Origin of the sequence: Prauserella marina (assembly GCF_002240355.1) — a bacterium.
Lineage (GTDB): Bacteria > Actinomycetota > Actinomycetes > Mycobacteriales > Pseudonocardiaceae > Prauserella_A > Prauserella_A marina.
This window is the reverse complement of record NZ_CP016353.1, coordinates 6,558,393-6,572,380: the sequence shown is the minus strand read 5'-3', so window position 1 is coordinate 6,572,380 and position 13,988 is coordinate 6,558,393. Positions and strand designations below refer to the sequence as shown.

Here is a 13,988-nt window from a genome sequence, read left to right as displayed (position 1 = left end):
TCGTGAAGGGAGGCGGCGTGACGGCACTCGAAGATTTCCGGCCCGTTGCCGAGGTGACGGCGGACGAACGCGCCCGGGTTGCGATCAGCAAGGCCGGGGCACACAAGAACGACCGATACACCGTGTCGGTCAATGCCGACGGTGCCATCCTGCTCACGCCGCTGGTGAGCATTCCGAAGCGGGAATTGCCGGTCTGGGAAAACGCCGAGCTGCGAGCGTCGCTGTTTCGTGGGCTCGCCGACGCCGCGGAAGGCAATGCGCGGTCGCTGGATTGGGTCACCGCGGCTGACGAGGATGCCGAAGACGCGTGAGTGCACCGCCGTTCGCGCTGCTGTACACGCGTGAAGCAGAGAAGGTCATCGAAGACCTGCGCTCGAAACAGCAATACGCGGCCAAACTGAAGAAGGTGCGCAAGGCGCTCCGCCTGCTGGAGCAGGCGGGGCCGAGGCATCCCGGCTTGCATTCGCATGATTACCAGTCCATTCCCGGACCGGATGGTGCGACGCTGTGGGAGTCCTATGTGGAGAACAAGACACCTTCGGCGTGGCGCATCTGGTGGATCTACGGGCCTGGCGACGGCCGGATCACCGTTGTGACGATCGGGCCCCACCCGTAGCGGTGGGGCCGCCGAGATCCGCGCCCAGGCACGCGAGTCGCGCCTTCGAGCGTGCGAACCTGACCAACCCCACCGGACAGTGCCGGGGTCCTGGCTACGAATCAGACGCTGACCGCGGCCCGCGCTCGCATGGTCCGCGAAGGCCGCAACACGACGGCGACGAAGACCAGCGTCACCACCGAGACACCCGCACTGACCAGGTAGGCGAGGTGGAACCCGGATAGCAGCGATTCGGCGCGCTCCCGCCCTTCGGCGAGCAGCCCTTCGGTCCGGGTCGCCGCGACGACCGCGAGTACGGAAAGCCCCAGCGCGGCGCCCATCTGCTGCACCGTGCTGAACAAACCTGAGGCGAGGCCCGCTTCCCGCTCGCCGACCCCGGACATTCCCAGCGACATGAGTGCCGGGATGGACAGCCCCGAGCCGAACCCGAGCAGCAGTTGCGGTGGCAGCACGTGCGCGGCGAACGACGCGTCCGATGGGGCAACGCTGAACAGCACGAACCCCGCGAACATCGACGTGACGCCGACGAGCAGTACCGGCCATTCGCCGAATCTGGTGTTGACCCTCGCCGATACGCCGAGCGAAACGAGTCCGATCATGACGGCGACGGGCAGCATCGCGAACCCGGTGTCCCGTGCGCTGTAGCCGAGCACTTCCCGCAGGTAGAGCACGGTGACGAACATGAACCCGAACATCGAGAAGACCAGCAGGAACATGGCGATGTTGCCGCTACTGAGCTTGACCGAGCGCAGAATACGCAGTGGTAGCAACGGGTTGCTCGCGCGTGTTTGCCTGATCACGAACGCGGCGAGCAGTGCCAATGCCAGCGCGCCGAATCCCAGGGTGTGCGCCGAGGCCCAGCCGTGCACCTCGACCCTGATGACGGTGTAGATCGCGGTCATCAGCGCCGCCGTGACGAGCGCGGCCCCCGGAACGTCCGCGCCGCGCACGACTCCGGTACCGGTGTCCTTCGCCAGCAGCCGGGTCGCGAGCACGAAGGCCACCGCGCCGATGGGGACGTTGACGAGGAAGATCCAGTGCCAGCTCACCGCCTCGGTGATGAGTCCGCCCGCGAGCGTGCCGATCGAACCGCCGGAGGCCTGCACGAAGCTGAACGCCCCGATGGCCTTGGCGCGCTCCTTCGGCGCGGGGAACAGCGTGACGATCATGCCGAGGATGACGGCCGTCATCGCGGCGGCGCCGATGCCCTGGACGAACCGCGCGGCGACGAGGGTGGGCGCGTTCCAGGCCAGCGCGCAGAGCGCGGAGGCGACGGTGAACGTGGCGAGCCCGGCAAGGAAGACCCTTCGCCTTCCGGCGAGGTCGCCGAGTCGTCCGCTCAACAGCAGCAGTCCGGCGAACGCGATCAGGTACGAGCCCGTCACCCATGCCAATCCTGACCGGGAGAAGCCCAGGTCGTACTGGATGACGGGAAGTGAGACCGCGACGATCGTCTCGTCGACGATCGCCATCAGCGCACCCGCGCACAGGACGGCGAGCGCTGGCCAGCGCGCATGGGACATCGACAGGCTCCTTGGGTGAAGTTTTGTAACAGAGCCCATCTTGTGTGACTATTCGAGGACGCGGAAGGAGGCACTTTGATGTCCCAGAGGCACACGGATGTGACCGTCCAGGCCATCGAGGAAGCATGCCCGCTCGTCGAGGTGCTCGATCACGTCTCGGGGAAGTGGAGCATCGGCATCATCGTGGCGGCCGCGCACGGACCGATCCGGTTCACCGAACTGGAGCGGGCGGTCAGCGGCATCAGCAGGCGGATGCTCACCCTGACCTTGCGCAGGCTCGAACGTGACGGCCTGCTGCACCGCACCGTCTACCCGACGGTGCCGCCGAAGGTCGAGTACACCCTCACCGACATGGCGAGGGAACTGCACGCGACGCTGTCGGCGCTGACCGATTGGGCCGAACGGCATCGTTCGGCCATCGCGGCGGCGAGAAAGGACTACGACGCCGACGCCGCCGTCAACACCGCCTGATCACCGCCGCGAAAAGCGAATCAGAAGTCGACGTTGACGCACGCCAGCCTTGCTCCGGCGTCGCCGGCGTGGCCGTGTTCGGTCGACGTGCTGTGCTCGTGGATGACGACCGACGCGGGCTTTCGTTCGCCGAAAGCCCATTTGACGTGCGAGGACGCGAGCGCGGAGCCGCGCTCGCTCGTCGTGAAGTCGAGCCAGATCTCGTTGTCGGCGTTGGCGTAGGCCGGGTCGGTCGACGCGCCGCCGTCCGCGGCCGGATCGGCGACGTTCTGGAAGTGCGGACCGGCGTCGCCACCGCTCGCACCGCAGGGCTTCTCGTGCACGTGTGCGCCGTACTGGCGTTCGGGCCGCAACCCGCTCACGCTGAGCGTGGTGAAGGTGCCGGTGTACTTGCCGGACATCGAGTAGACCCTTCCCGTCGCACCGGCAGGCACGAGCGACGGATCGTACGTCGTCGCCACCCTGCCTTCGCTGTACGGACCGAACGTCCCTCTCGCGCCGGCGAACGGCCCGACCGCGGCCTCGGCGCTACCGGCCCCCGCGAGCGCCGAACCGGGAAGGACGATGGCCGTGGCGAACAGGAAGGCAAGCGTGTGACGTTTCATGCATCGTCCATAAACCAATCTGGACGCACGTGGCAAGTGGAACGGATTTTCGTAGCCTGAACGCGTGACAAACACTGGTGGGGCGGGCAAAGCCGACCGGACGTGGCTGGTGGCGATCGCCGCTGCACTGTGGGGAACGGACGGGCTGCTCCGCCTTCCACTCGCGGGCGAATTGCAGGCTGGAACCGTGGTGTTCTGGGAACACCTCCTCGTCGCGGTGGTCCTGCTGCCCCTGCTGCCTTCGGCGGTGAGGGCACTCGCCCGATGTGGCCCGAAAGAATGGCTTGCCGTACTCGTCATTGGTGGTGGCTCCTCGGCGCTGGCCACCGCCCTGTTCACGGCGGCCTTCCAGGTCGGCGACCCGATCACGCCGCTCGTGCTCCAGAAGTTCCAGCCCCTGTTCGCCGTGCTCGCCGCGTGGATCGTGCTCGGTGAGCGCACGAGGAGAGGGTTCCTGCTCTTCGCGGTGCCCGCGCTGCTGGGAGCCTGGCTGCTGGCCTTCTCCGATCCGCTCGACGTGCAGGTCACAGCGTTGCGGGCCGCTTTGCTCGCGCTCGGCGCCGCCGCGCTGTGGGCAGCGGGGACCGTGCTCGGCAGGCTCGTTTCGGCCGAACTCCCGTGGCGGGACCTCACCGTCCTCAGGTTCTCCATCGGCCTGCCGTTCGCCGCGATCATCTGCGCGGTACAGGGGAATTCGTTCACGGTGGGCTTGGACAACGGGATCGGACTCGCGTTGCTGGCGTTCGTGCCGGGGCTGCTCGCGTTGAGCCTCTACTACGTGGGACTGAGCGCGACCCCCGCCGCAAGGGCGACGCTCGCCGAACTCGCCTTTCCGGCTACCGCCGCCGTCATCGGTGTTTCGGTGTTGAATGAGACGTTGTCGGTGACCCAGTGGCTCGGCCTCGTCATCGTCGTCGTCTCTGTGACGGCGCTGGGCTGGCACGAACGCCGCAGGAAGCCGGTGGTGGTGGAACCCCGACGCGTGGAGGTCGTGCCGTGAATCAGCAGGGTGAGTCACGCGACCAGCAGCTCACCCGCAATGTCAACGAGCTGCTCGGCGAACTGCGGGTCGCGCAGGCAGGCGTGCAGATCCTGTTCGGTTTCCTGCTCGCCGTCGCCTTCACCGGCCCCTTCCGGGACGCGAACGGGTTCGAGAAGACGCTGCACCTGATCACCGTGCTGTTCGCGGCTTCGGCGACCGCGCTGCTGACCGCGCCTGCCGCGTGGCACAGGGTCCTGTTCCGCGCGGGCAGGCGCGAGGAAATACTGCGGGTCGGCAACCGGTCGGTCATCGCCGGTCTGGTGTGTCTTTCGATCGCGGTCACGCTCACCGTCGCCCTGATCGCCAACGTCATCTACGGAACCGTTTTGATGATCATCGTCGGGGCGTGCGTCGGGCTGCTCTTCGGCGTGCTGTGGTTCTACGTGCCACGCAAGCTTTGACAGTCCTATGTGGATGATTCTGGTCGTTCGGCTACCGCGGCGGTCGAGCCTCTGACGACGAGCTCGGGCTGGAAGAGGTACTCCCCCGTCGGCACGGCCACGCCTGCGATCTCGTCGAGCAACGTGCGTACCGCGGCCGTCCCCATCGCCGAAACCTGCTGCTGGATGGTGGTCAGCGGAGGGTCGGTGAAGGCGATGAGCGGCGAATCGTCGTAGCCGACGACGGAGAAATCCCTCGGTACCGCGAGTCCGCGCTTGCGCGCGACCCTGATCGCTCCGAGCGCCATCAGGTCGCTCCCGCACACCACGGCCGTGCAGCCCTGTTCGAGCAGGAACCACCCCGCGGAATGTCCGCCCTCGACCGAGAACAACGAGTGCACGATGAGCTTGTCGGCGTCGTCGGGACTGCCGAGCACCGGCGTCATGAGCGACCGGAACTCGGCTGCTTTGCGCTGTGCGGGTACGAACCGTTGAGGGCCGACGGCGAGCCCGATGCGCTCGTGACCCAGTTCTCGCAGGTGAGCGATCGCCAACTGCACGGCGGTGCCGTCGTCGTCCGAGAAGAACGGAGCCGTGATGCCCGGCGCGTAGCCGTTGACGAACACAACAGGGATACCCGCCGCGATGAGCCTCGCGTACCTGTCGTGGTCGGCCGTCGTGTCGGCGTGCGAGCCGGAAACGAAGATGACGCCCGCGACCCCCCGCTCGGTAAGTGCCTCGATGTATTCGTCCTCGCTCGCGCCGCCTGGTGACTGCGTGCACAACACCGACGTGTACCCGCGCATCGCGAGCGTACGGTCGATGACCTGCGCGAACGCGGGGAAGATCGGGTTGTCCAGTTCGGGAATGAGCAAGCCGATGAGCCCGGCGCTGCGCTGGCGCGTCCGCATCGGCCGTTCGAAGCCGAGCTGGTCCATGGCCGTGAGCACCGCCTGCCGGGTGGTCGCCGCCACCCCCTGCTTGCCGTTGAGCACGCGGCTCACGGTGGCTTCGCTGACCTTCGCCCGCTCGGCGATGTCGGCGAGCCGCACGGCGTCAATGGGCTTCTCAGGCATCGCTGTCTCCGGTCCACCACACCGCGCTGTCCGGCGGGAGGAGGACGGTCTCGTCGGTCTGTTCGAGCTCGTGCTCGGGGATACTGCTCAACAGTATCCGCCCTTGTCTCGGCAGCGAGACCGGTGAAGAACCGAAGTTCACCGTGCAGGCGAAGCCGGGGTCACGGTGAAAGGCGAGAACGTCGGAGCCCGCGTCGAACCAGCGTGGCTGGCCTTCCGGAAGGTCGCGCCGCAACCGCAAAGCGTTGCGGTAGAGCGACAAGGTCGAATCGGGGTCGCCGGTTTGCGCCTGGACACTCAGCGCTGCCCACTCGCTTGGCTGAGGAAGCCAGGCAGGGCCGCCGAACCCGAACGACGGTTCCTTGCCCGACCACGGCAACGGCACGCGGCAGCCGTCCCGCCCGCGTTCCGTGTGCCCCGACCGTTCCCACATCGGGTCGGCCAGTACCTCCTCGGGCAGGTCGGTGACCTCGGCCAGCCCAAGCTCCTCACCCTGATACACGTAGGCAGATCCCGGCAGCGCGAGTGTGAGCAGCGCGGCCGCTCGTGCTCGCCGTAGTCCGGTTTCTCCTCCGCCGTAACGGGTGACGTGCCGCTCGATGTCGTGATTGGACAGAACCCAGGTGCTCGGTGCCCCCACGTCGGCGACGGCGGCGAGCGAGTCGTAGATGACCGTGCGGAACTGCTCGGCCGACCATTCCGCGTTGGCGTAGTGGAAGTTGAATGCCTGGTGCAGTTCGTCCTGCCGGAGATACAGCGCGAGCCGCTGCGCGTTGGGGACCCATGCTTCGGCGACGGCGATGCGGTCGCCTTCGTAGGAGTCGAGGATCTTGCGCCACTCCCGGTAGATGTCGTGCACCCCGTCCTGGTCGAAGTAGGGCAGCGCGGCGCTGCCGAGCAGACCGGCTTGACCGGTGTGCAGGACGTCGGGAAGCCCTGCCGCCTTGACGAGTCCGTGCGCGACATCGATCCGGATCCCGTCGACGCCGCGATCGAGCCAGAACCGGAGGATGCTCTCGAACTCGGCGTGCACGTCGGGGTGTTCCCAGTTGAGGTCGGGTTGTGCCGCGTCGAAAAGGTGCAAATACCACTGGCCGTCCGGCAGTCGCGTCCACGCGGGGCCACCGAAAAGCGACTCCCAGTCGTTGGGCGGCCCTCCGTCTTTGCCTTCCCGGAACACGTATCTTGCCCGCTCGGGCGAATCGGGCGCCGCGGCGAGTGCTTCGGCGAACCACGGATGAGCCGACGACGTGTGGTTGGGGACGAGGTCGACGATCACGCGCAGGCCGTGCCGGTGGGCGTCGTCGATCAACGCCTCCGCGTCGGCCAGCTTGCCGAAGAGCGGATCGACCTCGCGGTAGTCGGCGACGTCGTAACCGCCGTCGGCCATGGGTGAGGCGTAGAACGGTGTCAGCCACAGCGCGTCGACACCGAGGTCGGCGAGGTAACCGAGCCGGTCGCGTACGCCGGGGAGGTCGCCGTAGCCGTCACCGTTCGAGTCGGCGAAACTGCGAACGTAGACCTGATAGATCACGGCCGACCGCCACCAGTTCTTGCCCATGGAGATCCTTTCGGTTCAGCTCTTGACGCCACCGGCGGTGAGACCGGCGACGAGATGACGTTGGACGAGGAAGAAGACGGCGGCCGCGGGCAGCATGACCAGCACGGATCCCGCTGTCAGCAGGCCCCATTCGGCCTTGAAGTCGCTGACGAACGTGGCCATGCCGACGGGAAGCGTGTAGCGGTCCTCGCTCTGCATGAACACGCCCGCGAAGGCGACTTCGCCCCACGCGGTGATGAACGAGTAGAAGATCGTCACCGAGATGCCGGGTTTCGCGAGCGGGACGATGAGCCGCCAGAACGTGCCGAAGGGACTCAGTCCGTCGATACGGCCCGCTTCGTCGATCGAGACGGGGATGGTGTCGAAATAGCCCTTGAGCATCCACGCGCAGTAGGGCACCGCGATCGTGGATCCGGCGAGGATGAGGCCGCCGTAGGAATTGAGCAGCCCGAGTCCGGAAAGGACGTTGTAGAGCGGGACGATGAGGACGGCGGCGGGAAACATCTGGGTGACGAGGAACGTCCACATCAGCGGCCGGTGTCCGGGAAACCGCATCCGCGACGCCGCGTATCCGGCCGTCGCGGCGATGAGCACGCCGAAGACGGTGGTGCCGGTCGCCACGATGAGTGAATTCAGGAACCAGGTCGTGAACTGCGTGTCCGCGAGTACCTGGCCGTAGTTGCCGAGCCCGATGGTGCCGAGCTCGTCCGGTCTCGCCCAGGTGTCCCTTTCGGTCTTGAGCGAGGTGAGCGCGACCCACGCGACGGGGAACACGGCGATGACGCACGCGGCGACCAGCGTGGTGTGCAGCGCGGTCGAGGACAGTTTGCCGCGATTCGCGCTCATGTCAGTACCTCCGCGGACTGGCGTCGCAGCCAGCGCTGGTAGAAGAAGGCGAACACCACGAGCATCGACGCGATGACGGCACCGTAGGTCGCGGCGCCCGCGTAGTCCCTGATTCCCTGGAACGCCCGCTCGTAGGCTTCGGTGACAAGGATGTTCGTCGACCCGCCAGGCCCGCCGCCGGTGAGCAGCGCGATGACAGGGAACTGGTTGAAGGTCCAGATCGTGCCGAGCAGCACGACCGTTCCCGAAACGGGGCGCAGCCCCGGCATGGTCACGGCGCGGAACCGCTGCCACGGCGTCGCACCGTCCATTTCGGCCGCTTCGTAGAGTTCCTTCGGGATGGTTTGCAGACCGCCGAGCAGCGCGACCATCATGAACGGCACGCCGAGCCACACGTTGACCATGATCACGGAGACCTTCGCCGCGAGCGGTTGACCGAGCCAGTCCACACCGGAGATACCGACGGCGCCGAGTACGGCGTTGAGTACGCCGCCCTGGTCGTTGAGGATCAGCCGCCAGCCGAACGCCGCGACGAACGGGGGAACGGCCCACGGCAGGATCAGCAGCATCCGGTAGAGCGTCCGCAACCTCATGGCGCGGTTGAGCAGCATCGCGAGTCCGAGCCCCAGTGTGAAGTGCAGGGTCACGCAGATGACGGTCCACTGGATCGTCCACAGTAGCCGTGGATAGAACGCGCCGTCGGCACCGGAGAGGACGTCGAGGTAGTTGTCGAGTCCGATGAGGTCGTAGGTCGCCGGTATCTCGTTGGCGCCGATCGTGCGGCCCACGTTCATTTCGGTCGCGTTGGTCAGCGAGAGATAGATGCCGCGCGCGAGCGGGTAGAGAACGAGTACCGAGATCACGAGGACGACTGGCGCGATCATGAGCCAGGCGTACCAATGCTTCGCGAGCAGTCCTCGAACCTTGCGCCGGGGTGGCCGCTGGGGAGCGGCCACCCCGTTGTCAGGGCGAACGGCGGTTGTCGTCATGACTCGAATCCGGGGACGGCGCCCTTCGCCTTGCTTTGCGCGGCGACAAGTCCATCCTCAATGGACACTTGGTCGCCGAGTATCTGCTCGTAGAACGGCGTGAAGATGTCGTAGAGGTCTCCGGCGCCGGGTGCCTCCGGCCGGGGAACCGCGCCGTCGAGCGGTTTCTCGAACGCCGCGACGACGGGGTTGCTTTTCACCTCGGGCAATTCGTAGGCCGACTTGCGGGTGGGAAGAGTGTCGTTCCTGCTCGTGACGTACGCCTGGTTTTCCGGAAGGCTCATGAACTCGACGAAAAGGTAGGAGGCCGCGAGATTCGGTGAGCCCGCGTACACGACGAGGTTGTGTCCGCCGACGGGGCCGCCCTGACCCTGTGGTCCGGAAGGGACGGAGGCAACCCCGAGATTGCCGGGGTCGGCGTATGCGCTGCCGGTGAGGATGTCGGACACCGCCCACGGACCGTTGAGCATCATGGCCGTCGTTCCGCTCTTGAAGCTGTTGAGCATGTTCGTGTACTTGTTGGAACTCGTGTCCGTGGCGCCGGTCCCTTCCGAGGTCAGCTCGCGCACGGTTTCGATCGCGGAGGCGACCTGCGGGCTGTCGATCGTGACCGACTTCGTGTCCGTGTCGACGTAGTCGGCGCCCTGCCCGTACACGAAGGGCAGCAGGAAGTAGGCGTCGGCGTTGAGGAAGACGCCGGTCGTGCCGGGGACCTCGGCTTCGATCTTCTTTGCTGCGGCTTCCAGTTCCGCCCAGTCTTTCGGCGGCCCTTCGATGCCTGCCTTCTCGAAAAGTTCCTTGTTGTACAGCAACGCGAGCGTGTCCGTGACCTCGGGAACGCCGTAGGTCTTGCCCTGGTACTTCGTGCTTCCCATGGGGGTCGGCAGGTAGTCGTCCTCGCCGCTGAGCGCAGGCGTGCCGTCGAGCGGTTGCAGGTAGCCGAGTGCGGCGAACGTCGAGGTCCAGCCGACGTCGGCGCGCATGACGTCGGGTGCGCCATCGCCGTTCTGTGCCGCGGTGCGGAACTTGTCGTCGGCTCCGTCGAACGGCTTGTTCACATAGTTGACCTCGATGTTCGGGTACTTCTGCTCGAACTTGGCTACGAGGTCCTTGAACGCGGGGGCTTCGTTGGTCGCGTCAGAGGTGTCCCACCAGGTGATCGTGCCGGAGACCGATTGCGGATCGTTCGCCGCGAGTTCGGCGGCGCCGCTCTGGTCGGTGGTGCCCGACCCGCAGCCCGCGGCGATGGTGCAGGCGGCGACGGCGAGGGCCGCGATGGCCCTGTTCCTTCTGTTCTTCGGTTGCCGCGACACCGGGTCGCGGCCAGGTCCTTTCGTCATGGCGCTCCTCGTTGAGACCGGGATGACGGCACACGTTAGCGAGGAGTGCGCAACTCTTGCAAGTACTTGCAGAAACTTTCAGCAATCGAGTTTCAGCAGGTTCTGCCGCTCGTACCAATCGACGACGGTGTCGGCCAACTCCTCGACGCCGCGGTCGGTCACGTCGAGTTCCAGTACCGGCAGTCCGCCGCGGATCGCGGCGCCGAGCAGGTCCTCCTGCTCCCTGACGAACACCGAGAGGTCGTCGTACTGCGCCGGGTTGCCCGACACCGTGAGCCGTTCCTCTCTCGCCTGCCGGAAGCTGGTCGGCTCCCTGTGGCAGAAGACAACCGCGAACCCCAGTGGTCTCAACCGGCTTTCGAGCCAGCGGAAATCGATGTGCTTGGCCCGCCTCGCCTGGTACACCTGCGTGGAAAGGTGGAACCTGTCGACGATCCACGAGTAGTAGCGGTGCAGTTCGAAAAGACGCGCCCAGGTCGCGTAGGTCTCCATCGCTTTTCCCTCGTGTACGGAAGGGAAATCGATCAGACTTGGACCCCATGCCTCGTTGGTCAGTCCGCTCCATTCCGCGGAGATGATCGGCGAGTGATACCGGTACTTGCGGGGACCGACGAAACGAGGATGTTCGTTGAGCGCGAAGGCGAGTTCGGTTTTCTTCGTGAGCCTCGTCCCCTCAAGAATGACCTTGGGGCACAGAGGACGATGCGGTGTGTGCTCGATCACCCGGCCATTCAACCGCGAGCGATGGAATTCGTTTCTGGAGGGCTTTCCCTTGGCCGATTCCGCCGGTCAAGGGAAAGCCCTCGGCTCATTCGGACATTTACGCGGCAGCAGCGGCGTTGTAGACCGACTGGATGGTGGAACCGAAGTACGGCCCGTACATCGTCGTCGGGTCGACCGTGTACTTGAAGCTGTTGACCGAGTTGATGTTGCCGCCGGTCAGCCAGCCTCCTCCCGAGGATCCTCCGGTCATGTCACAGGTGAGGCCCTGGTCGTCGGAACCGCCGAAGGTGTCCGGCCTGGCTGTACCCGAGCACGAGTACAGTTCCTCGCCGTCGAAGGGTGGTCCTGCCGGATAGCCGTACGACGTGTAGTTCAGACCCCTCGCGAGGTTGAACGCGATCGGATAGGAGCCGACGACGTCGGTCAGGCTCTGCCCGCTCGCGTTCTCGTTGAGCACGGCGAATCCGACGTCGTAGTTGAAGTCGCCGGAGTTGGCCCAGGCCGACGTGGTGTAGAGCGATTCGGCCGTCCACGTGCCGTAGGGGCGTGAACCGTTGTCGTAGGCGGGAACGAACGCGAAGTTGGTCGCGAACGCGCCGGGCCCCTCGTTGAGGCAATGTCCCGCCGTCGTCACGACGTCCCCGTTGGTGCTGCTGGTCGCGGTCCCCGAGCAGACGTAGTTGGAGCCGGCGAGAGTGAAGAAAACCTTGCCGAGGCGGGGTTGCGGTGTTTCGGGGACCGCGGCGAGCCGGACGTCGGGCAGCGGCAGCGAGGTGACTCGCGTGCCGTCGTCGGCGAGAGTCGCGTCGGCGGGGATCGCGGCAGCCATGCGTTCCGCCGTCCAGTACGCCGCGACTCTGTCCTGTGCTGCTTCGGTGGTCGCCGCGATGTGCTCGACGACGCTCTCTCCTGTAGAGAGAGCCGATGGGGTGGTCGCGGCCGTCGCGGGTGCCACCGCTGTCGCGGTGCCGCCGAGCAGGCCGAGGCCGGCGATGAGTAATCGTGCGAGAGGTCGTCTCATGGCAGTGATCTCTCCCGATGGTGTGAAAATCACCGAGCAGGGGTTGACGGTGATGCCAATCGACGCTATGCGGGAGAAGTCGCGCGTGGCAGTCTTGAATTCCACCGGGCCTTCGGATATGGCGAAGCCGCCGACCGCCGCGCATCACTCGCGGGGCGTAAGACTAAAGACGGGATCCAGCATTGTCGGAAATTTTCCGACTCTGCCAAGGCAAGCGTCAGGAAAACGTATTGATTGCGGCGGTGCGCCATCCCGCGAGCGCATACTCGGGATGCGGTGAAGCGAACAGCAAGGAGTGCGAGATGTTGAGTCGCGCAGAACGAACACCGGTTCCCGTCAACCACTACTGGAACGGCCCCGCGACCGAAGGGCGAATGACGTCCGGTCTTCCGAGTTCGCTCATGTTCTTGTGTGCGGTATGGCTGGGGTTCGCGCCGTTCGCGCTGGACTACGGATTCGCGGGGTTCTCGTCGGCCGTCGACGTCAACGACGTCGTGGTCGCACTGATCGTCGGAGCTATCGCGCTGGCGAGGATGGTCGCGCCCGACGATCTGCCGTGGCTCAGTCTCGTCAACGCGGCGCTCGGCGCCTGGCTCGTCGTCGGCGCCTTCGCGCTCGACCACACCGGAGCACGCCAGCCGGGGGCCGCATTAGCCAATGACGTCGTCATCGGTGCGGCCCTGCTGGTGCTCGGTGTGGCCGGCGCCTTGCTGACCTACCGGCAGCGCGCGAAAGCTCGCTCAGTCGGCTGAGCTGATCACCGACTCCTCGTCGGAAAGGTAGGGGTGCAGGGTCTTCGCGTCCGTGAGGTGGGCGTGCGGCCGGAACCATTCCTCGACGGCAGGCGCCTCGTCGTCCAGCTCGTAGAGCGTTTCGTGCTCGTCGTTCTCGAACGCGTGCTCGTCGAACGTGGCGAAGATGCTCGCGATCTGCTCCTCGTCCATCACGTCGGCGAGGTCGAGTTCGATCTCGGCCCTCGACTTGGCGATGTGCAGCGCGAGTGCCTCCGCCACCGAGAGCGGGGGAACCCATTCGTCCTGGGTGAGCCTGTGCCCGAGAATCGACGTCGCGACGAGGAACTGCTTCGCGAACAGCGTCGTGTACTGGTCGGAGTACTGCTGTGGCAGCTCGTCGAGAACCCACAGCGCCTCGACCTCGTCGGCGGTCGCGTCCTCGTCTTCGAGCATCTGGATGTCGCCGAACAGCTCGTCGGTCAGCATTTCGATGCCGTGCATCAGCGCACCGGCGACGTAGGCGGCCTCTTCCGCCGTGACCTCGGTGTCGTCGATGTGCCCGAACGCGGCGAGATCGAAAGCCTTGAGGTGGGTCGCCGCTTCGAGCAGGCTCTCCCTGCGCTGAGCCAGCTCCTCGGGGCTGAGCCCGGTAGCCCGGTCGGCCTCCTCGTCGGCAGGCTCCTCCTCGGCGGCGAGCGCGCTTTCGAGCTGGTCGTCCGTCGCGGTCACCGCGCAGTGCTTGACCTCCCAGCCCGCGAGCAACTCCGTCTCCTCAAGGAGCTGCGTCAGCACGGCGCGAGTCGCGTCCTCCGCGAACACGAGCGCGGGCGCGTCGAGCAGCCAGCCGACGTTCGCCCCACCGAGATGGGCGCTGACGGAATGCTCCACCGGCGTGATCTCGACCCCGTCGGGACCCTCGATGCTGGCGAGCCTGCTCAGCCGTGCGTCCAGCAGCGAAGCGACCCCGACTTGCTGGAGCGGGTCCAGGTCGGGGGCGGCTGCCGGCGACGTGAGCTCGGCGGTGAGTTGGTACTCCACGTTGCGCAGTTTTACACGACTCG

16 protein-coding genes are annotated in these 13,988 nt (G+C 66.2%); 6 read left to right on the top strand and 10 right to left on the bottom strand.

The genetic code is table 11. The features are described from left to right. Nucleotides 1-17: 17 nt before the first annotated feature. Nucleotides 18-311 (top strand): hypothetical protein, encoded by a 294-nt coding sequence (locus BAY61_RS30530; RefSeq protein WP_091805707.1) that lies wholly within the window; start codon nucleotides 18-20, stop codon nucleotides 309-311. Next, a complete protein-coding gene (locus BAY61_RS30525; RefSeq protein WP_091805705.1) occupies nucleotides 308-616 on the top strand; it encodes a hypothetical protein in 309 nt (102 codons plus the stop codon). The genes BAY61_RS30530 and BAY61_RS30525 overlap by 4 nt, the downstream gene beginning before the upstream one ends. A gap of 101 nt (nucleotides 617-717) precedes the next feature. Here BAY61_RS30525 and BAY61_RS30520 read toward each other — a convergent pair whose 3' ends face one another. After that, nucleotides 718-2,139 (bottom strand): DHA2 family efflux MFS transporter permease subunit, encoded by a 1,422-nt coding sequence (locus tag BAY61_RS30520; protein WP_091805702.1) that lies wholly within the window; start codon nucleotides 2,137-2,139, stop codon nucleotides 718-720. A 78-nt stretch (nucleotides 2,140-2,217) separates the two neighbouring features. Here BAY61_RS30520 and BAY61_RS30515 point away from each other — a divergent pair, with 78 nt between their 5' ends. Beyond that, nucleotides 2,218-2,610 carry a winged helix-turn-helix transcriptional regulator gene (locus tag BAY61_RS30515; RefSeq protein ID WP_091805699.1) on the top strand — a complete coding sequence of 131 codons (393 nt, stop codon included), beginning with the start codon at nucleotides 2,218-2,220 and terminating at the stop codon, nucleotides 2,608-2,610. A 20-nt stretch (nucleotides 2,611-2,630) separates the two neighbouring features. Here BAY61_RS30515 and BAY61_RS30510 read toward each other — a convergent pair whose 3' ends face one another. Continuing rightward, entirely contained in the window at nucleotides 2,631-3,215 is a 585-nt protein-coding gene (locus BAY61_RS30510) for a superoxide dismutase family protein (RefSeq protein ID WP_091805697.1), read from the bottom strand. A 109-nt stretch (nucleotides 3,216-3,324) separates the two neighbouring features. Between BAY61_RS30510 and BAY61_RS30505 the strand changes: the two genes are divergently transcribed. Further along, entirely contained in the window at nucleotides 3,325-4,215 is an 891-nt protein-coding gene (locus tag BAY61_RS30505; protein WP_091806537.1) for a DMT family transporter, read from the top strand. Further along, nucleotides 4,212-4,658, top strand: a complete 447-nt coding sequence (locus BAY61_RS30500) for a DUF6328 family protein (protein ID WP_091805693.1) — start codon at nucleotides 4,212-4,214, stop codon at nucleotides 4,656-4,658. The genes BAY61_RS30505 and BAY61_RS30500 overlap by 4 nt, the downstream gene beginning before the upstream one ends. A 5-nt stretch (nucleotides 4,659-4,663) precedes the next feature. Here the strand turns inward: BAY61_RS30500 and BAY61_RS30495 are convergent, their stop codons facing one another. The 7 genes from BAY61_RS30495 to BAY61_RS30465 form a co-directional block, all read right to left on the bottom strand. Beyond that, entirely contained in the window at nucleotides 4,664-5,713 is a 1,050-nt protein-coding gene (locus BAY61_RS30495; protein WP_091805690.1) for a LacI family DNA-binding transcriptional regulator, read from the bottom strand. Then, complete coding sequence (locus BAY61_RS30490) at nucleotides 5,706-7,274, bottom strand: glycoside hydrolase family 13 protein (protein ID WP_091805688.1); 1,569 nt, start codon at nucleotides 7,272-7,274, stop codon at nucleotides 5,706-5,708. The genes BAY61_RS30495 and BAY61_RS30490 overlap by 8 nt, the downstream gene beginning before the upstream one ends. A 15-nt stretch (nucleotides 7,275-7,289) precedes the next feature. Further along, a complete protein-coding gene (locus tag BAY61_RS30485) occupies nucleotides 7,290-8,120 on the bottom strand; it encodes a sugar ABC transporter permease (RefSeq protein ID WP_091805686.1) in 831 nt (276 codons plus the stop codon). Further along, complete coding sequence (locus tag BAY61_RS30480) at nucleotides 8,117-9,109, bottom strand: carbohydrate ABC transporter permease (RefSeq protein WP_091805683.1); 993 nt, start codon at nucleotides 9,107-9,109, stop codon at nucleotides 8,117-8,119. The genes BAY61_RS30485 and BAY61_RS30480 overlap by 4 nt, the downstream gene beginning before the upstream one ends. Next, a complete protein-coding gene (locus BAY61_RS30475) occupies nucleotides 9,106-10,449 on the bottom strand; it encodes an extracellular solute-binding protein (RefSeq protein WP_091805680.1) in 1,344 nt (447 codons plus the stop codon). Before BAY61_RS30475 ends, BAY61_RS30480 begins: the two co-directional genes overlap by 4 nt. A 78-nt stretch (nucleotides 10,450-10,527) precedes the next feature. Beyond that, nucleotides 10,528-11,172, bottom strand: a complete 645-nt coding sequence (locus BAY61_RS30470) for a hypothetical protein (RefSeq protein WP_245865582.1) — start codon at nucleotides 11,170-11,172, stop codon at nucleotides 10,528-10,530. A gap of 97 nt (nucleotides 11,173-11,269) precedes the next feature. Next, nucleotides 11,270-12,193, bottom strand: coding sequence for a trypsin-like serine peptidase (locus BAY61_RS30465; protein WP_091806532.1), 924 nt, complete (start codon nucleotides 12,191-12,193; stop codon nucleotides 11,270-11,272). A gap of 302 nt (nucleotides 12,194-12,495) precedes the next feature. On the opposite strand from BAY61_RS30465, the gene BAY61_RS30460 reads away from it, so the two are divergent. Beyond that, entirely contained in the window at nucleotides 12,496-12,945 is a 450-nt protein-coding gene (locus BAY61_RS30460; protein ID WP_091805677.1) for an SPW repeat domain-containing protein, read from the top strand. Here the strand turns inward: BAY61_RS30460 and BAY61_RS30455 are convergent. After that, nucleotides 12,934-13,965, bottom strand: coding sequence for a hypothetical protein (locus BAY61_RS30455; RefSeq protein ID WP_091805674.1), 1,032 nt, complete (start codon nucleotides 13,963-13,965; stop codon nucleotides 12,934-12,936). The two genes, BAY61_RS30460 and BAY61_RS30455, sit on opposite strands and share 12 nt — an antisense overlap. Nucleotides 13,966-13,988: the final 23 nt, after the last annotated feature.